15 protein-coding genes and 2 pseudogenes are annotated in these 18,449 nt (G+C 61.2%); 13 read left to right on the top strand and 4 right to left on the bottom strand.

Features of this window, described 5'->3' with window-relative positions; translation table 11 throughout:
• Positions 1-2 precede the first annotated feature (2 nt).
• The 3 genes and pseudogenes from NANH_RS0124585 to NANH_RS0124575 form a co-directional block, all read left to right on the top strand.
• On the top strand, positions 3-707 hold the full coding sequence (locus NANH_RS0124585) for a helix-turn-helix domain-containing protein (protein WP_223228098.1): 705 nt from the start codon (positions 3-5) through the stop codon (positions 705-707).
• A 21-nt stretch (positions 708-728) separates the two neighbouring features.
• Positions 729-1,184: a PaaI family thioesterase gene (locus NANH_RS0124580; RefSeq protein WP_027264411.1), complete on the top strand. Its 456-nt coding sequence runs from the start codon at positions 729-731 to the stop codon at positions 1,182-1,184.
• Between the two features lie 305 nt (positions 1,185-1,489).
• Positions 1,490-1,759: pseudogene (locus NANH_RS0124575) on the top strand (DNA-3-methyladenine glycosylase I); the annotation flags it as partial.
• 67 nt (positions 1,760-1,826) lie between these two features.
• On the opposite strand, the pseudogene NANH_RS27240 reads toward NANH_RS0124575, so the two are convergent.
• A pseudogene (locus NANH_RS27240) lies at positions 1,827-3,028 on the bottom strand (IS256 family transposase).
• Positions 3,029-3,192: 164 nt separating this feature from the next.
• Here NANH_RS27240 and NANH_RS28230 point away from each other — a divergent pair.
• A complete protein-coding gene (locus NANH_RS28230; RefSeq protein WP_317512639.1) occupies positions 3,193-3,423 on the top strand; it encodes a DNA-3-methyladenine glycosylase I in 231 nt (76 codons plus the stop codon).
• Between the two features lie 89 nt (positions 3,424-3,512).
• On the opposite strand, the gene NANH_RS0124565 is transcribed toward NANH_RS28230, so the two are convergent.
• The gene (locus tag NANH_RS0124565) at positions 3,513-3,941 is read right to left on the bottom strand and encodes a MarR family winged helix-turn-helix transcriptional regulator (RefSeq protein ID WP_036051603.1); all 429 of its coding nucleotides are present in this window, start codon (positions 3,939-3,941) and stop codon (positions 3,513-3,515) included.
• 98 nt (positions 3,942-4,039) lie between these two features.
• Here NANH_RS0124565 and NANH_RS0124560 point away from each other — a divergent pair, with 98 nt between their 5' ends.
• Together NANH_RS0124560 and NANH_RS0124555 are read left to right on the top strand one after the other, a co-directional pair.
• Positions 4,040-4,474: a DoxX family protein gene (locus NANH_RS0124560; RefSeq protein ID WP_036051600.1), complete on the top strand. Its 435-nt coding sequence runs from the start codon at positions 4,040-4,042 to the stop codon at positions 4,472-4,474.
• The gene (locus NANH_RS0124555) at positions 4,471-5,175 is read left to right on the top strand and encodes a glutathione S-transferase family protein (protein ID WP_027264407.1); all 705 of its coding nucleotides are present in this window, start codon (positions 4,471-4,473) and stop codon (positions 5,173-5,175) included. The genes NANH_RS0124560 and NANH_RS0124555 overlap by 4 nt, the downstream gene beginning before the upstream one ends.
• A gap of 463 nt (positions 5,176-5,638) precedes the next feature.
• Here the strand turns inward: NANH_RS0124555 and NANH_RS0124545 are convergent, their stop codons facing one another.
• Both NANH_RS0124545 and NANH_RS0124540 read right to left on the bottom strand, forming a co-directional pair.
• Positions 5,639-7,159 (bottom strand): class I adenylate-forming enzyme family protein, encoded by a 1,521-nt coding sequence (locus tag NANH_RS0124545; RefSeq protein WP_027264406.1) that lies wholly within the window; start codon positions 7,157-7,159, stop codon positions 5,639-5,641.
• Between the two features lie 26 nt (positions 7,160-7,185).
• The gene (locus NANH_RS0124540; RefSeq protein ID WP_036051597.1) at positions 7,186-9,186 is read right to left on the bottom strand and encodes an NADPH-dependent 2,4-dienoyl-CoA reductase; all 2,001 of its coding nucleotides are present in this window, start codon (positions 9,184-9,186) and stop codon (positions 7,186-7,188) included.
• Positions 9,187-9,314: 128 nt separating this feature from the next.
• On the opposite strand from NANH_RS0124540, the gene NANH_RS0124535 reads away from it, so the two are divergent.
• The 7 genes from NANH_RS0124535 to NANH_RS0124505 are packed head-to-tail and all read left to right on the top strand — an operon-like array spanning position 9,315 to position 18,446.
• The gene (locus NANH_RS0124535) at positions 9,315-10,496 is read left to right on the top strand and encodes an acyl-CoA dehydrogenase family protein (protein WP_027264404.1); all 1,182 of its coding nucleotides are present in this window, start codon (positions 9,315-9,317) and stop codon (positions 10,494-10,496) included.
• Positions 10,493-11,272 carry an enoyl-CoA hydratase/isomerase family protein gene (locus tag NANH_RS0124530; RefSeq protein ID WP_027264403.1) on the top strand — a complete coding sequence of 260 codons (780 nt, stop codon included), beginning with the start codon at positions 10,493-10,495 and terminating at the stop codon, positions 11,270-11,272. The genes NANH_RS0124535 and NANH_RS0124530 overlap by 4 nt, the downstream gene beginning before the upstream one ends.
• Before the next feature lie 9 nt (positions 11,273-11,281).
• Complete coding sequence (locus NANH_RS0124525; RefSeq protein ID WP_027264402.1) at positions 11,282-12,442, top strand: acyl-CoA dehydrogenase family protein; 1,161 nt, start codon at positions 11,282-11,284, stop codon at positions 12,440-12,442.
• Positions 12,443-12,469: 27 nt separating this feature from the next.
• The gene (locus NANH_RS0124520; protein WP_027264401.1) at positions 12,470-13,861 is read left to right on the top strand and encodes a phenylacetate--CoA ligase family protein; all 1,392 of its coding nucleotides are present in this window, start codon (positions 12,470-12,472) and stop codon (positions 13,859-13,861) included.
• Entirely contained in the window at positions 13,858-15,465 is a 1,608-nt protein-coding gene (locus NANH_RS0124515; protein WP_027264400.1) for an acyl-CoA carboxylase subunit beta, read from the top strand. Before NANH_RS0124520 ends, NANH_RS0124515 begins: the two co-directional genes overlap by 4 nt.
• Before the next feature lie 10 nt (positions 15,466-15,475).
• Positions 15,476-17,482: an acetyl/propionyl/methylcrotonyl-CoA carboxylase subunit alpha gene (locus NANH_RS0124510; protein ID WP_027264399.1), complete on the top strand. Its 2,007-nt coding sequence runs from the start codon at positions 15,476-15,478 to the stop codon at positions 17,480-17,482.
• A gap of 4 nt (positions 17,483-17,486) precedes the next feature.
• Complete coding sequence (locus tag NANH_RS0124505) at positions 17,487-18,446, top strand: hydroxymethylglutaryl-CoA lyase (protein WP_027264398.1); 960 nt, start codon at positions 17,487-17,489, stop codon at positions 18,444-18,446.
• The last annotated feature ends 3 nt before the right edge of the window (positions 18,447-18,449 follow it).

The raw sequence follows: 18,449 nt of genomic DNA, 5'->3' as shown, positions 1-18,449 counted from the left end.
TGATGGCGGCGCCGCTTTATCTCGAACTGGCGCCGCCTGAGGAAGCGGCCAAACAGATCGACCATTTGTTCGTGTTCCGCGATACCGGTGTGCTGAGCGGTGGTGGACGCGGGCGGTTCGCAACCGACCTCTTTACCCTTTCGGTAACGCGCGACGACAGCGGCGGCGGGCGCGTATCGCTGGCAGAACCGCGCCCCTATTTTTCGCCCCGCCCAAGGCCATTCCAGGGTGTCGTGGCCGGGCTGCGACTGTCGTCACGACCGCAGCGATTTCCCGACTCCAAAGGGCTGGACATGCTGGCCTCAGAACTGGCCCGGATTCAGACCGGGGACGATGACCTGCCTGCGCTCATCGCGGTGCTTGACGGCCTTGCGAGAGACCTGAGCTTTGCCGCACCAACCGGAGCTTACAGCGACCGGACCAAACGTCGAAAGGTGCGGGCGGAAACCGGCGTGTCGCGGCGGCGGCTTGCGACCTTGCGACGCTTTCGCCGGGCTCTCGGGCAGCTTGCGTCAAAGACCCTGCCGCTGAGCGATCTGGCGCTGGACGCCGGATATTACGATCAATCTCACTTGTCCGCCGCTTGCCGGATCTTCGCCGGCAAACCGCCCGGCGCGTTGCGCGCTCTGTCTATTCCGCGTCGTTTTGACCTTTCGCTACAAGATACGCGCCTCAAAGACCGCCTAAGATTGGTCATTGACGAATGAAATCGAAGAGGAAGACCCGCCATGACACAATTCAAACCGAAAAACCCCGACTATGACGCACGCGTGCGCAACAGTTTCGATCGCCAGAAGGTGATGAACACGTTGGGGATCAGCATTGCCGAGTTGTTACCCGGCCGCATCGTTCTGGAAATGGCACATCAGGTTGCACTGACCCAGCAGCATGGGTTTTTGCATGCCGGAATCGTGTCGACAGCGCTGGACAGCGCCTGCGGATACGCGGCCTTTTCGCTGATGCCAGCGGACGCGGCAGTGTTGACGGCCGAATTCAAGATCAACCTACTCAACCCGGCGGACGGCGAACGGTTTCGCTTCGTCGCTGACGTGGTGAAACCAGGCAGGACGCTGACCATATGCGAGGCGCGTGCCTATGCCGTGAAGGGCCAGGATGAAAAGCTCGTCGCAACGATGACCGGAACGCTCATGGCGCTGATCGGGCGGGCGGGGGTCGCGGACTGAGCGCAACCCGGCCGCAGCACATCCGATCCGGGCGGTCGGGCCGATTATTCAGACAGCTGGATCAGCTGTTCCAGCGGCTCGCGACCTCGGCCAACCGTTTCCCGTAGGCGCGCGCGGTATCCAGATCGCCGCCAGCAGGTTCAGACCTGTCAAGCGGTAATGTTAGCTTTTAGCAGTGCGGTCGCCGATTGTCCGTCGTCAGGGTTTTTCGGAGAGCTGAGACTGTATCGTAACGGAGGATCTGGTTCGGTTTCTGTTCAAGTTTATGCGGCAGCGGCCTGATGCTGCAACCGTAATTGGAACGGATGGACGCCCACGGTGCCGATGGGCTGCCGTCACGCCGGAGTTTCCAGTCAGGGCTGAGCTGGCGCACCATTCTGGCCAAGCGCGAGAACTTTCGTGCTGCCTTCGCCGGGTTCGACTTTCGGGGAGTTGCGAACTTTGACGACAACGACATTGAGCGCCTACTTGCCGATGAAGGAATTGTTCGCTATCGAGGCAAGATCGAAGCCGTGATCAACAACGCTCGCCGTACTTTCGAGGTCGTCCAAGAGGAAGGCTCCTTCGCCGCATTCATCGATCACGTCCCAATTGGTGGTGTAGCTCAAGGCTGGCCAGCTGGTTTTCGGCGCGCCGAGCTGGTCAGTCCGTCTGCGCGGCAGGCAGGCTGACGATGGGATCATCGCAGACGGGCCCAAGGTTTCCAGTGTCATGTAGCGAGAGCGCTGGACGGCCCATTCCTCAGTCTGCTCCATCAGGATCGCGCCGACGAGACGCCGGATCGAGGCTTCATTGGGAAAGATCCCGACGACATCGGTGCGCCGCTTGATCTCGCCGTTCAGACGTTCGATCGGATTGGTCGAGTGTAACTTCGCCCGGTGTTGCTGGGGGAAGGTCATGTAGGCCAGCACGTCCTCCTCGGCGCCATCCATGAGGGTCGCGAGCTTGGGCAGCTTGCCCCGCATCTGGTCGGCGACGTTTCGCCATTGGGTCTTGGCCGCCGCATGGTCCGGCTGGGCGAAGGCGGTGGCGATGAAGGCTGATATGACGCGACGGCTGCTCTTGCCGGCATGGGCGAGCGCATTTCGCTGGAAATGCACGCGGCAGCGCTGCCAGGTGGTGGACAGGACACGCGCCGTGGCAGCCTTGATCCCCTCGTGTGCGTCGCTGATCACCAGCTTCACCCCGTTCAGTCCGCGGCGCACCAGGTCGCGCAGGAAATCGGTCCAGAACGTCTCGGCCTCGGACGGCCCGATGGACATGCCCAGCACCTCGCGGCGCCCGTCCGTGTTGACGCCGACGGCAATGGTCACGGCGACGGAGACGATACGACCGCCCTGTCGGACCTTGAGATAGGTGGCGTCGATCCAGAGGTAGGGCCATTCGCCCTCGATCGGGCGGGTGAGAAAAGTATCGACGCGTTCGTCGATTTCCTCGCACAGGCGGCTGACCTGGCTCTTCGAGATGCCGGTCCCGCCCATCGCCTGGACCAGATCGTCCATGGATCGGGTCGAGACGCCGTGGACATAGGCCTCCTGAATGACCGCCGTCAGGGCCTTCTCGGTGGCCCGGCGCGGCTCGAGAAAGGACGGGAAATAGCTGCCGCTGCGCAGCTTTGGGATGCGCAACTCCACGTTCCCGGCCCGCGTCTGCCAGTCCCGATCTCGGTAACCGTTCCGCTGCACAAGCCGTGCCGGATTCTTCTCGCCATAGTCGGCGCCTGTCTTCGCGCCAACCTCGAGTTCCATCAGCCGCTCGGCGGCAAAACCGATCATATCTCGAAGAAGATCGGCGTCTGCGCTCTTCTCCACAAGCTCTCGCAGGTCCATCATGGGTTTGGTCATCGGGGTCTTCCTTCGGTTCAGGTTGGTTCAGCAACCCGACCCTACCGAAAATTTTCCGATGACCACCGCGCCCTTGATGCCGTCCTACAGCGCCTCATGCGGAACGCGGACGCCATCAAGGGCGCGACCCAGAGTTACACCTCTCCAAGGGACGTGACCCATTCATCTGGCTATATGAACCTGCCAAGGACGACGCACTGCCACAAATGCGGTCCAAATCACCAGCGTCCGAGACCCTTTCCAAAGACCTACGAAAGCTTGGCTTCAAATTCGTGGGACCGACCACCGTATATGCATTCATGCAGGCCATGGGATTTATCAACGATCACGCAGAAGTCTGTTGGATGCGAAAGGACGTCGAAACAGCCCGAAACACCCTTCGCACACCGACATAGGCAACTGTCGGCCAATTAACGTGAAAAAAAATTCAGGGCCACTTAGCGTGGAAAGTCACAGACAGGTTTCGCGTCAGTCGACCGAGACTTCAGAGCCTTGAGAGTAGCGTGGCCAATTGAGCGGCGTCTTTGGGTTTCAGCTTTGCGCCGATCCTTTCCGACAGAACCCGTTCATAGATCGGCCACATCGCCCTCCTGACAGATTTACCCTTTTCAGAGATAGAAATGTTTTGACCTCGCCCATCTTCCAAGCAGTCCTGTCGGTCCACCAGCCCTGCTTTCACCATACGGTTCAGCAACCGCGATGTACCGTATTGGGGTAACAAAATCCGGTCTTTGAGTTCGAATGGCCGGAGTCCGTCTGGGCCTGCCTTCTCGAGTTCCAGAAGCGCGTCATACCATGCAAGTGGCGGGTATCCTGCCGATTTCAGAGACGTTTCGACAGCCTCAAGCAAAACGCGGCTTTTAGTCATGAGGGCTGTCCAGGCGGCCTCAGTAGCATGGTCAATCTCGTTCATACCCAGCACCTATCATGTACATGTAAGTGCATCAACCTTGACGCGGCATATGACGCGGCATATATAGATGCCAATGCATCGACATATGGGATCATATCATGTCACAATCGCACCTCACAGAATTTGGGATATTCCTGCTCCGTATAGCACTCGGGATCATGTTCCTGGCGCACAGCCTGTTTCTCAAGCTCTTCATTTTCACACTTCCCGGAACGGCGCAGTTCTTCATTTCGATCGGGCTGCCCGGCTGGTTTGCTTATATGGTCTTTGCAGTCGAGGCGATTGCCGGTGCCCTTTTGGTCCTCGGCGTACAGGCTCGGTGGGTCGCATCGGCGACCGTGCCCATCCTGGCCGGTGCGACCTGGGCTCACTCCGGAAACGGCTGGATGTTCGGATACGAGAACGGCGGGTGGGAATACCCGGCCTATCTGACGCTGCTTGCCATCGTGCAAGGGCTTCTGGGCGACGGCCGTTTCGCCCTCAGCCCTTCCTTCGCGCCCGGTAACGTGCAGATGGCGGGAGAGACAACATGAGCCTCCACCTCATTAGCCATGCGCTCTGCCCATATGTGCAGCGCGCGGCGATCTCGCTCACTGAGAAAGGTGTCACGTTCGAGAGAACTGACATCGATCTTTCGAACAAGCCCGACTGGTTTCTTGCCATATCTCCGCTGGGCAAGACGCCTGTCCTGGTTGTGGACGGGACGCCGATTTTCGAATCTGCGGTTATCCTCGAATATCTTGAGGATACACAACCCCACGCGCTCCATCCGCACGACGCTCTCGATCGCGCCCGCCACCGTGCCTGGATTGAATTTGGATCTGCTGTCTTGAACGACATTGCGGGGTTCTACTCGGCGCCGAACGAGAAAGCGTTGGAAGAAAAAGTGGCGGCGCTCCGCTCAAAGTTCCTTCGGCTGGACGCGGAGCTTGGGGAGGGACCATGGTTCGATGGCCACCGGTTCAGCCTCGTCGATGTCGTATTCGGCCCGGTCTTCCGCTATTTCGACGTTTTTGACACCATCGGAGAGTTTGGCGTCTTCACAGGGCTTGCCCGTGTAAGGGCCTGGCGACATGAACTGGAGCGTCGGGTTTCTGTGAAGAATGCCGTCAGTGAAGATTACCCGACCCTTCTGCGTGACTTCATCAGACGGCGCAATTCTTACCTGTCCCAGATCATGCAGACAGGAGGGCCGAAGAAGACAGTTACACAGGTGCGATCGGCTGACCGCTGATCACTTGATATCGTTTTGTCGGGCCGCAGTACAGAACCGGACGTTTGAGGTCGCTTGGCGAATGTCCGCTTTGTCCCGCACATCGGATAGTCGCCGACTTTCCCTTGAAGGCCCGCAGCAGCGTCAACCGGCACTTGCCGGCATTCCATGCCCGTCCGTGCGAAGCGCCGGGTTACCTGCTGCTCCCACAGCGCAACCTGGAACAAACCACCGATCGCGCTGATTAATGGCTTAGGGATCGAAGAATCCTCCTGAGCTCAATCCCCCGGAATACCCGCAGCCCTGTGGTCCGACAGAGGGCAGCACATCAATCGCGGGTCAATCTATCCCAGTTGGTGGACCTCTTTCAGGGGGCTACTCCAAAGGGCGGGGATGAGAAGCTCATCGCAACGATGAAAGGAACGCTTATATCGCTAGTGGGGCGAACGGGCGTGGCGGGGTGACGATCGGGTCAGAGCGAAAATTAATCTGCGAGCCGGGCTTCGAGGATATGCCGCTGGACCTTTCCGCTGGTCGATCTGGGAAAGTCCTCGAACGCGATGAAGCGAATTTCGCGCGGTCGCTTATAGCCAGCCAGGCTTTCGCGGCACAAGTTCAGCAGCGCCTCGGCATCCGGCCCGTCATCGTCACAGGCGACAAAGGCCACCGGGCTTTCCCCCCATTTCGCGTCGAAGGCCCTGACCACGGCAGCATCGATCACATCGGGATGGGAAAGAAGCACACGTTCGATTTCCGCCGGATAGACGTTTTCACCTCCGGTCTTGATCAGGTATTTCGCCCGATCCACAAAGTCGACGGTGCCGTCCGCATTGCGCCGGAACAGATCGCCCATGTGGAAAAAGCCGTTGCGAAAGTCACGGGCATTGGTGTCGTCGGCGTTCCAGTACCCGGAAAACAGCGTCGAACCCCGAAGCGCCATTTCGCCCGGCGTTCCATCGGGGACTTCGCGGTCGTCGGGATCGACCAGCCGCACCTCGCAAAAGGCGCTGATGCGCTTGGACAGCCGGTCCGGGGTCACACCCGGCGCGATCAGATCGGCGGTTCCCGGCGGCAGGCCGGTTTCGGTCGCCCCGAAGGAATTCAGATAGGGCGTGTCCAGAAGACCGGTCAGTTCCGCGATCTGATGCGGCGGCACCAGATCAGCCATTGCGCCGCAAACCTTGATCCCCTTCAGCGGCAAAGGGTTGGCGTGCCGTTCGTTAATAAAAGCCTCCAGTGCCCCGGGCATCATCACGAACCAGCCGATCCTGTGGCGTGACAGCGCCTCGTTGATGACGGCGGGCTGCAGCCCGTCCACCATCACCACGGTCCCGCCCCGCAGGATCGTTGCCAGCGCATGATCGGTGGAGGCCATGTGGAACATCGGCGCCCAGGCGATGAACCCGTCGCCGGGATCCAGCGCCAGCTGGGCCGCAAAAACCATGGATCGGGCGATATGCGCGCGGTGGCTGATATGCGCCCCCTTGGGCAGGCCCGTGGTCCCCGAGGTATAGAGGATCGTCAGACCGGCCTCGGGGTCGTCAACCATGGTTCCGGTGCGCGGGTCCGGCTCGACCCCGGCAATGGCCGTTTCCAGGTCTGGCCCGACGGTTAGACAGGGTGTCGACGCGACGGCGCGGTAAGCTTCTGAAAGTTCCGGTTCGACAACCGCGAGAACCGGCTCGACCAGATCGATGCAGTGCCGCAGTTCATCGGGGGCAAGCCGCCAGTTCAGACAGGCGACGATCGCGCCGATTCCCGCTGCTGCAAGTTCGACCTCCAGGTATTCTGAGCGGTTATGCGACAGGATCGCGATCCTGTCTCCGGGCGCCACGCCTCGTGCCAGAAAGACAGCCGCCAGACGATCGACCCGCTCCAGCAGTTCTGCATAGGTCAGTTTCCTGCTGCCGTCCTCGATGGCGAGGGCGCGGGCGCAGTCATGTGCGCGGGTTCGAAAGATCGAATACAGATCAGCGCGCCCCGCGCGGATGACGTCGGTCAGCATAGTTTCCCCCTTGCCCGAGCCTCGGTTCAGAGATCCTGCGCCAGGCGCACGCCCTCATCAATGGCGCGCAGCGCATCCAGTTCGGCGGCCTCCTTTGCCCCGCCGATCATCGTAACCGGGACGCCGCGCGCTACAACCTCTTTGGCCAGGGCTCGTTCCGGTTCCTGACCGGTGCACAGCACAATTGTATCGGCTGCGATGACCGTCGGGTTTCCGTCCGCGACGATGTGCAGCCCCGCATCGTCGATATGTTCATAGGTCACCCCGCCCATTGCCTCGACCCCATGTTTGCGCAGCGCGTTGCGCAGGATCCACCCTGTCGAAACACCAAGCCCCGCGCCCGGTTTAGCGGTCTTGCGCTGCAGCATGACGACCTTGCGGCGCGACGGCTTCGGTGCCAGAGGGTCGCCCGCCAGGGCACCCGAGGAGACAAATTCGGGGTCCACACCCCAGGTTTCGCAAAAGACGTCGGAATTCGCGGTCTCGGCGGGTTTGGTCACTAGGAACTCGGCCACATCATGACCGATGCCCCCCGCCCCCATCACCACGACACGGTCGCCCGCCTCGCGGTCACCGGACAGAATTTCGGCGTAGGTCGCGACGCTGGGATGGTCGATACCCGGCAGGTCGGGAATGCGCGGCGTGACCCCGGTGGCGATGACCACATGGTCAAATCCCTCAAGATCGCTCGCCTCTGCCCGCTGTCCCAGACGCTGCGTGACCCCGTGTTTCTGCATCTGACCGGCATAATACCGCAGGGTTTCGTCGAATTCGTCCTTGCCTGGTGCGGCGCGGGCCAGATTCAGCTGACCGCCCAATTTGTCCTGCGCTTCGAACAGGGTGACATCGTGGCCCAGCCGCGCCGCCTCGGCGGCTGTGGCCATGCCCGCGGCACCACCGCCAACGACGGCCACTTTCTTTGGCGTGTCGGTTGGCGTATCCCGGAATTCCGTTTCACGCCCGGCCCTTGGATTGACCAGACATCCGACCGGCCGGTCCGAAAAAATGAAATCCAGGCAGGCCTGGTTGCAGGCAATGCAGGTGTTGATCTCGTCTGCGCGGCCCTCGCGCGTCTTTTTCACGAAATGCGGATCGGCCAGAAACGGGCGCGCCATCGAGATCATGTCCGCATCGCCAGAGGCAAGTATGTCTTCTGCAAGCTGGGGTGTGTTGATCCGGTTCGAGGCGACTACCGGGATCGACACCGCCGCTTTGACGTTGGCTGCCGCCTTGCGCCAGGCACCGCGCGGCACCGGGTAGGCGATCGTCGGCACGCGGGCCTCATGCCAGCCGATGCCGGTGTTCAGGATATCCGCACCCGCAGCCTCGATCTTGCGGGCCAGTGCGGCAATTTCATCGGCGGGCGCGCCGCCCTCGACCAGATCGGCCGCCGAAATCCGGTAGATGACCAGAAAGTCGGGGCCGCAACGTTCGCGCACCGCGCGCACGATCTCGACCGGGAATCGGTGGCGGTTCGCGGCGCTGCCGCCCCAGTCGTCTTGGCGCTTGTTGGTGTGGGTGACGGTGAATTCGTTGATCAGGTATCCTTCGGACCCCATGATCTCGACGCCATCAAAGCCTGCGGCCTGCGCATTGGCGGCCGCCACGGCAAAATCCTCGATGGTACGGAGAATGTCGGCTTCGGTCATTTCACGCGGGATGAAACGGTTGATCGGAGCGCGGATCGGCGACGGGGCCACACACCCTTCGATCTTGGCATAGCGCCCGGCGTGGAGGAGTTGTGCGCAGATCAGGCTGCCTTCGGCCTGCACCGCCTCGCAGATCGGGCGCAGGTCAAGCGCTTCTTCCGGGTCATCGATTCTCGGACCTTCTGGATCGAATATGCCCTCGGCATTGGGCGAAAACCCGCCGGTGACCAGAATCGCCGCCTCCCCCCGCGCACGCTCGGCGTAAAATGCGATCTGTTTGGCTATGCCGTCGGGCTCGGTTTCCAACCGCGTGTGCATCGACCCCATGATGACACGATTTCGCAACGTATGCTGGCCTGCGCGGATGGGCGAGAGCATGGTTTCAAAGCTTCCATCTGGTCTATTTTTCACTTTGGTTCTCCTCCTCAAAACTGCACTTGATCTACATTCTAACATTTGTTAGATTTTTTTGGAAAGAAGATTTTCGCTCATGGGGAGGAGCACCGATGCAATTCCAGCCTACAGACGATCAGAAGGCGTTTCGCGAGACCGCAAAGCGCTTCGCAACTGAAAGGCTTGCGCCCACATATCAAGAACGCGCCAGCGGCCATACATTCGACCGTGCGCTGATCAAGGAGATGGGCGCACTGGGGCTGATCGGGGCCGATCTGCCCGAGGAATTCGGGGGACTCGGCGAAAGCTCTGTCACGTCAGGGCTGATCGTCGAAGAGATCGCCTATGCCGATTTCAACGCAAGTTACGTGCAGCTTCTGGGCTCTCTCATGGGCGGAATGGTTGCCAAACATGCCTCCAAGAACATCGCGTCGGAATGGGTGCCCAAGGTTGTTTCGGGTGATGCCGTCATTGGTCTGGGCCTGACAGAGCCGCGTGGCGGTTCGGATGCGGCGAACCTGATTCTGAGGGCCGAGAAATCCGGCAACGGCTGGCGGCTGAACGGTGAAAAGACATCCATGAGTTTTGCCAGTCAGGCGGATGCGGCGGTCGTCTTTGCCCGTACCGGCGATCCTGACGGCGGCTCACGCGGGGTCAGCGCCTTTTTCGTCGATCTGAACCAGGAAGGCATCAAGCGCACCCATTTTGACGACATCGGCACCAAGCCTGTCGGGCGCGGCTCGGTTTTCTTTGACGATGTTTTCGTGCCGGCTGAAAACATGATGGCGGAACAGGACCGTGCTTTTGGCACGATCATGGCGGGCTTCGACTATTCCCGCGCACTGATCGGGCTGGAGTGCCTGGGGGCCGCGCAAGCGTCGGTGGATGAAACCTGGGCCTACGTTCAGGAGCGCGAGGCATTCGGAGCCCCGATCGTGCAGTATCAGGGTGTCAGCTTTCCCTTGGCCGAGGCCGAGACCCAACTGACCATGATGCGCCAGCTTTGCTATTACACGCTGGACCTGCGCGACTGTGGCCTGCCCCACACCTCTCAGGCTGCCATGTGCAAATGGTACCTGCCCAAAACCGCCTGCGAGATCCTGCACCAGTGCCTGATCCTGCACGGACATTACGGCTACACCACCGACCTGCCCCACCACCAGCGTTACAACGACGTTCTCGGCCTTCAGATCGGCGACGGCACCGCGCAGATTCAGAAGCTGGTGATCGCCCGCGAGAAGGTCGGTCGCATGGCGCTGCAGTATGACAAGAAGGCGAAGGGAGCCTCGAAATGAGCGACCCCATCCTCGTCACTTCCGAGGGCAACACCGGCATCATCGAACTGGCCCGCCCCGAGAAATTCAATTGCCTATCACTTGAGGTGCATGAGCGTATTTCTGTCGCGCGTGCGGAATTCGAGGCGAACCCCGCTATTCGGGCGATCCTCATCCGGGCGCAGGGCAAGCACTTTTGCACCGGTGCCGATCTGGTGGAAGTGAAAGGTAAATTGAACGATCCCGCCGCGCTGGACCATTTCATCGCCTTTGGCATGAACAACCTGCGTGCGCTTGAAACCTCCTCCCTCCCTGTCGTGGTGGCAGTGCAGGGGTTGTGTCTGGCCGGCGGGATCGAACTGATGCTGGCATGCGATGTGTGTTTCGCGGCCGAAAGCGCCCAGTTTGGCGATCAGCACGCGCAATTCGGGCTGATTCCCGGTTGGGGTGGCTCGCAGCGGTTGACACGGTTGATGGGGCAGCGCAGGGCGCTCGACCTGATGTTCTCGGCCCGCTGGCTCAAGTCGGACGAGGCCAAAGAGGCCGGATTGGTCAACTACATCGTGCCGGATGCGGACCTGCACAAGTCTGCGCTGGAATACTGCGAGAAAATCGCCACCCGTTCACGTCCCGGCATCGCCGAGATGAAGCGGTTGGCGCGCGAAGGCGCGGACCTTGGTATCGACCAGCAGATGCGGCTTGAGCGCGATGCCGCCGTGCGCGCACTGCCCAGCGATGACGTGGCGGAGGGCCTCGATGCATTCGAGAACCGGCGCGCCCCCGAATTCAAGGCTTGAGGACGAAACATGGATTTCATTTTGAACGACGAACAACGCCAGATTTACGACTATGGCGGCCAGCTGGCGCAGAAGTTCGACAACGATTACTGGCTGAGACACGCACGCAAGCACGAGTTTCCGCACGAAATGTTCCGCCAGATCGCCGATGACGGCTTCCTCGGCATCATGGTGCCCGAGGAATATGGCGGCGCGGGCCTTGGTATGACCGAAATGGCCCTGTTCATGGAGGGCACCGCCAATCACGGCATTCCGCTTTTGATGATGGTGGTCGGGCCGACCATGTCGCTGGCCCATATCGCCAGCCACGGAAGCGAGTTCCACAAGAAAGAACTGCTGCCGGCTGCCTGCCGCGGTGATATCCAGTTCTGTTTCGCGATCACTGAACCGGGGGCCGGGTCGAACACGATGAAGGCCACTACGCTGGCCAAGCGTCGAGGCAACCGGTTCAGCCTGTCGGGCGAAAAGACCTTCATCACCGGGGCCGAAGTGGCCGACTACTGCCTCGTGGTGGCGCGGACCAAACCGCATACCGAGGTCAGCCGCAAGACCGACGGCTTTACCCTGTTCGCCGTGGATCTGAAGAAAAAAGGCGTCGACAAGCAGCGGGTGAAGATCTCGATCCCCCTGCCCGAGGAGCAGTGGACACTGTTCTTCGACGATGTGGATCTCGGCCCCGAGGATGTGGTCGGCGAGGTGGACGAAGGGTTCTCGATCCTGTTCGACAGCCTCAACCCCGAGCGTATCATCCTGGCCGCCTTGTGCTGCGGCATCGGCCGGTTCGCCCTGAACAAGGGCGTGGCCTATGCCTCCGAGCGCAATGTGTTCGGCCAACCCATCGGTGCGCACCAGGGCGTGCAGCACCCGATGGCCAAGGCGCACACAGCGGTCGAGATGGCCAGCCTGATGACCCGGCGCGCGGCATGGGAGTTCGACAACAAGCTGCCTGCCGGTGCGTCGTCGAACATGGCGAAATATGCCGCCGCCGAAGCCGGGATCGAAGCGGTCGACGCGGCGCTTCAGGCGCATGGTGGATCGGGCTTTACCGAAGATACGGGGCTTTATGAGATGTACCCGCTGGTCCGCCTGCTGCGCACAGCGCCGGTGAACCGCGAACTGTGCCTGAGCTTTATCGGCGAAAAGGTCATGGGGCTGCCACGATCCTATTGATCGCCACGGCTTGGAACGGAGAACGACATGCAATTTGGAATGCGCTTCCGGCGGGAAGATGCCGCCGACAAGGTAAATGATCGCTTCTGGCACGCGATCGAGGGCACGCCGCTCGACGAGGTGCGCCGTATTCAGGAAGAGCGGCTGCGCGATCAGATGGCCTATCTCAAGGCAAACTCGACTTTCTATCAGGAGAAGTTCGCGAAAGCCGGTGTGGAATTCGACGATATCCGCACCATCGAAGACCTCCAGAAACTGCCCTATACCTACAAGACCGAGATCCGCGAAAGCCTGGCCGCCGAACCGCCGTTCGGCAAACACCGGGCCGCGCCGATGGCCGATATCATCCAGATGCAGGCCTCGTCCGGCACCACCGGAAGCCCGTCTTACGTGGCGCTGACCGAAGCCGATACCGAGATGTGGCACGAGATGACGGCGCGCTGTTTCTTTGCCAATGGCGTGCGGTCCGGCGATATGGTGCTGCATGCGTTTTCGCTGGCCAAGGGTTTTGTCGGCGGCATTCCGGTGATGCAGGGGTTGCAGTACATGGGCGCAATCGACGTGCCTGTGGGGGCGGATGGTGGCGTGGAACGGCTGCTGCGCGCCTGCGCCGACACGCGCCCGCGTTGCATCGTCGGCGCGCCGAATTTCGTGCTGCACCTGGCTGACAAAGCGCCCGAAGTGCTCGGCTGCAAAGCCAGTGAACTGGGCGTCGAACAGATCATCGTCGGTGGCGAACCCGGCGGCGGCATTCCCGCCATCCGGGCCAAGATCGAAGCGGCCTGGGGCGCGAAATGCTGTGAGATGCTGGGCGGCACCGATCTGGGTGTGACCTATTGGGCTGAATGCGATGCCCAGTCGGGGATGCATATGGTCAACATGGACTACATCATTACCGAATTGCTCGACCCCGAAAGCGGAGAAATCATCCCTTGGGAAAAGGGTGCCGAGGGCGAGATGATCTATACCGCGCTCGGCCGTCGGGCGAGCCCGCTCGTGCGATTCCGGTCGGGCGATTACATCGAGGTTCTCGACACCGACTGCACCTGCGGGCGCACCGGGCCCAAGATCCGCTGCACCGGCCGGACCGACGACATGCTGATCGTGCGCGGGGCCAATGTCTTTCCCTCGGCCATCAACAGCGTGATCACCGAGATGGTGCCGGAGACCAACGGCGTCATGCGCATCGTGGCCGATTTCGAGGGTCACACCACGCAGGGCGCGCTGACGGTGATCGTCGAACGCGGTCCCGACCGCGACGCCGCGGATGACCAGGCGCTCAAGAAGAAAATCGAGCAGCGCCTGCGCGATGCCCTTGTCTTCAAGGCCGACGTTCACCTTGTCGCGCCCGACACCTTTGAGAAACCCGGTGCCGCCAAGGTCGCCTTCGTTCTGAGAGAATATCCGGACCTGCCATGACAAGAATGAAATCCCTTCTCGACACCGGGTCCGACGACTTCCGCGCCAACGACGTGTCTTACCGCGAAAAGGTCGATGAACTACATGCCCTCCGGCTCAAACAGCGCGTCGGCGGCCCCGAAAAGGCGCGCAAACGTCATGTGGACAAAGGCAAAATCCTGCCGCGCGAAAGAATTGAAAGGCTGATCGACCCGGGTACACCATTCCTGGAACTCGGCGAGCTGGCCGGGTTGAACAAATATGAAGGCGTGCCACCGGGCGCGGGCATCATCACGGGCATCGGTGTGATCGAAGGCCGTCAGTGCATGATCATCGCCAATGATGCCACCGTAAAGGGCGGCACCTATTTCGGCATGACTTCCCGCAAGCATGTGCGCGCCCAGAAGATCGCATGGAAGAACCGTCTGCCCGTCATCACCCTCGTGGATTCCGGCGGTGCCTTCCTGCCGGATCAGGAAAACATCTTTCCTGACGAAGGCCAGTTCGGGTCCATCTTTCACCAACAGATCGGCATGTCGGGCGATGGTGTGCCGCAAATCGCCGTGGTCATGGGGCCCTGCACCGCGGGTGGCGCATATATTCCCGCGCTCTGTGACGAAGTGGTGATCGTGCGCGGTCAGGGCTTTATGTATCTGGGCGGACCGGAATTGACCTTTGCCGCAACCGGCGAAAAGGTCGAAGCCGAAGAACTGGGTGGCGGCAAGATGCATTCGTCGGTGTCGGGCGTGACCGACCATCTGGCCGAGGATGACGCCCACGCCCTGGCCATCACCCGCGAGATCGTCAGCCATCTGGGCGAAAAGCCCCGGCCCCGCAAGACGCCCGCCGCGCCGCGCCCGCCGGCCTATCCGGTCGAGGAAATCTACGGCATTGTCAGCCGCGATCCCAGGGTGCCGACAGACAACCGCGAGATCGTCGCGCGGCTGGTGGACGGCAGCGATTTTCACGAATTCAAGCCGCTTTATGGCGACACGATCATGACCGGCTGGGGGCGCATCCACGGCCACGAGGTCGGGATCATCGCCAATACAGGCGTGCTTTTCGTCGAAGCCGCGCTGAAGGCGACGCATTTCATCAATCTCTGCGTCCAGCGTGATATTCCGCTGCTGTTCCTGGCCGATGTGAACGGCTTCATGGTGGGCCGCGAGGTCGAGCAGATGGGCATTGCCAAGGCCGGTGCTAAAATGATCACGGCCATGTCTTCGGCCCGGGTGCCGAAATTCACAATCATCACCGGTGGCTCTTACGGCGCGGGATACCTGGCGATGCTGGGCCGCCCGTTCCAGCCGGACGCAATGTTCGCCTGGCCGACGGGACGGTCGGCAATCATGGGGCCGGAACAGGCCGCCAGCGTGCTGGCTCAGGTCCGCGCGCAGATCAACGAACGCGAAGGCAAAAGCTGGACCCCCGAGGAGGAGGAAGCCTTCAAGGCACCGATCCGCAAGGAATACGAAGATTTTCAGGGGGCCTATAATTTTGCTTCCAACCTTTGGATCGACAGCGTGATCGAGCCCTGTGAGACCCGTGACGTCATGGCGCTGATGCTGGATGTAACATCGCGCAGACCCAAGGTCGAAACCAACTTCGGCGTGTTCAGGATGTGAGGAGCGAACCGTGAAAATCAAGACGCTTCTGATCGCCAACCGCGGCGAAATTGCCTGCCGGATCGCGCGCACTGCGCGGGCAAGCGGTATCATTCCCGTCGGCGTGCATTCGCAGGCCGACGTCAATGCCCTGCATGTCCGCGAGATTGGCAAATCTGTCTGTATCGGCGCCGGACCTGCATCCCAGAGCTATCTGAAAATCGACGCGGTGATTGCCGCTGCGCAATCAGTGGGCGCGGATGCGATCCATCCCGGTTATGGCTTTCTGGCCGAAAACCCCGATTTTGCTCGTTCGGTCGAAGCCGCCGGCATGATCTTCATGGGGCCGACGCCGGAAACGCTTGAACGTTTCGGCGACAAGGCCAGCGCCAAAGAGGCCGCCGTGGCGGCCAGCGTCCCGGTGATTTCGGGCGCCGAAGGTGCGCGGTCCGATCCCGAGCAGATTGCCGAGGAGGTGCGCCAAATGGGCCTGCCGGTGCTGCTCAAGGCGGTCGGCGGCGGTGGTGGGCGCGGACAACGGCTCGTCACTGACGAGACCACGCTGGTCGAGGACATCGAAGGCGCGCTGCGCGAAGCAAAATCCACCTTCGGCTCCGAAGGGCTGCTGTTGGAGCGTTTCCTGCCCGAGGCGCGCCATGTTGAAGTGCAGATCGCAGGTGACGGCAAGGGCCATGTGGTGCATCTGTTCGAACGCGATTGCACGCTTCAGCGCCGCCACCAGAAGGTCATCGAGGAAGCCCCGGCCTGGGGTCTGCCCCGAACGCTTCTGGACGACATCGCACGCGACGCGGTGCGCTTGGGCGAAACGCTGGACTATCGCGGGCTGGGCACGGTCGAATTTCTGGTCGCGGGTGGCGAGTATTTCTTCCTTGAGGTGAACCCGCGCATTCAGGTGGAACATCCCGTCACCGAAGCGATCACCGGGCTGGACCTTGTCGCGCTTCACCTGCGGATTGCCGAAGGCGCGGGCCTTGGACTGGTGCAGGACGATCTGACGATCAACGGCCACGCGGTCGAGGCGCGGCTTTACGCCGAAGATCCGGCGATGCAATTCGCCCCGTCGACGGGCACGCTCTCCACGCTCAGCCTGCCATCGGGCCTGCGCATCGACAGCGGCGTCGAAGAAGGCGATGCCGTCACGCCCTACTACGACCCGATGATCGCCAAGCTGATCGTGCACGCGCCCGACCGGGAAACCGCATTGGCACGTCTAGCCACGGCGCTTGATCATGTCGCGGTCGAAGGTGTCGAAACCAATCGCGCCTTTCTGACGGCGCTGGCGCGAAACCATGAATTCGAACGGATGCAGGTGCATACCCGCTGGATCGACGGCAGGCTGGATGAGCTGACACAGGCACCCGGCCTGACCCGCCCAGATCTGTGGAAGGCGACCGCTGCCATTCTCTTCGTGACCCAGTCGCGCAGCGACACAGACGCCAATCCCTGGACCAACCGTGATGCCTTTACCGGCTGGCGGCTTGGACTGGGCGGCGATGCGATTGAAGCGGGGCAGCGCGTGACGCTTACCGATTCTGACGAGGTATCCGAAGAACTGCGCGTCAGTCCTGTCAAACCGGGTGCCAAGTACACCATCCGTTCGGAGAAAGGCGAGGCGCTGATACTGTCGGCACGTGAACTGACCCCGGGCCGTTGGCGTGTCGGCGAAGGCGACACCGTCCATCTGATCGACGCGCGCCTGCACGCGGGCGTGATCGAACTGGATACGCCCGAAGGCCGCCTGGTCTTTCGGCCCGCCGCGCCCCTTGCCTTTGCCGGCGGCGATGCCGCGGCGGATCGCGCCGTGACCTCTCCGCTGACCGGCATGATTGTCGAAATCAAGGTCTCCGACGGTCAGAGCGTGGCCGAAGGCGACGTGGTCGCGGTCATGGAATCCATGAAACTCGAAATCTCGATCCGGGCGGCCGCGGCCGGGATCGCCAGCAATATATCCGTCTCGAATGGGGACATGGTCGATCGCGGCCAGGTCATCGCCGAGATCCTGCCATCCGAGGAGTGATGAAATGAGCGACTTTCCCAAATTCGTAGAATTTCGTGAAGAAGGCCCGCGTGAGGGTTTTCAGATCGAAAAGAAGATTTACCCGATCGAAGAGCGGATCGAACTGATCGACATGCTCAGCGAAACCGGCTTGAAACGCATTCAGGTCGGCAGCTTTGTCAGCCCGAAATACGTTCCTCAGATGGCGGACACCGGCGAGTTGTTCCAGCGTATCAAGCGCAAACCGGGCGTGAACTACACATCGCTGTGGCTGAACGACAAAGGGTTTCGCAAGGCCCTGACCGCGCATGAGGTCGATATCGACCCGCGTCTGCTGTTCTATCCTTCCGAAGCATTCGCCCAATCGAACAACAATTGTTCCTCGGCCGAGATGCGGGAAAAACAACGTGACTGGGTCCGTCTTTACAAGGAAGAGGGATATACCGTCGACGCGGCCTATGTGATGACCGCTTTCGGCTGCAACCTCGAGGGCCCCATCCCCCAAGAACGCATCTTGGACGATTTCCGCTTTATCCTTCAGCTATGCGAAGAAGAGAACATCCCCGTGCCGATCCTCGTGGTCGCCGACACCATGGGTTGGGGAAACCCCGAGGCGGTCAAACGGATGATCGGCGCCCTGCGCGAATTGGCGCCCGAGGCGCGCATCGGTATGCACATCCATGACACACGTGGGCTGGGGATCGCCAACGTTTATGCGGCCCTGTCGATGGGCGTGGACATGTTCGAAAGCTCCGTCGCCGGTCTTGGCGGCTGTCCTTTCGCGGGCCACGGCCACGCGCGCGCCGCAGGAAATGTCTGCACCGAGGATGCAGTGTTCCTGTGTCACGAGCTCGGCATCGAAACCGGCATTGATCTGGACAAGCTGATCGCAGCGGCGGTCAAAGCAGAAGAGATCATCGGTGTGCCGCTCATGGGCCGGGTCATGCACACCGGCGGGTTGGACAAATACCGCAAGTCACGCTGAGGG

The organism is Sedimentitalea nanhaiensis DSM 24252 (assembly GCF_000473225.1).
GTDB lineage: Bacteria > Pseudomonadota > Alphaproteobacteria > Rhodobacterales > Rhodobacteraceae > Sedimentitalea > Sedimentitalea nanhaiensis.
This window is presented reverse-complemented; position numbering and strand designations above follow the sequence as displayed.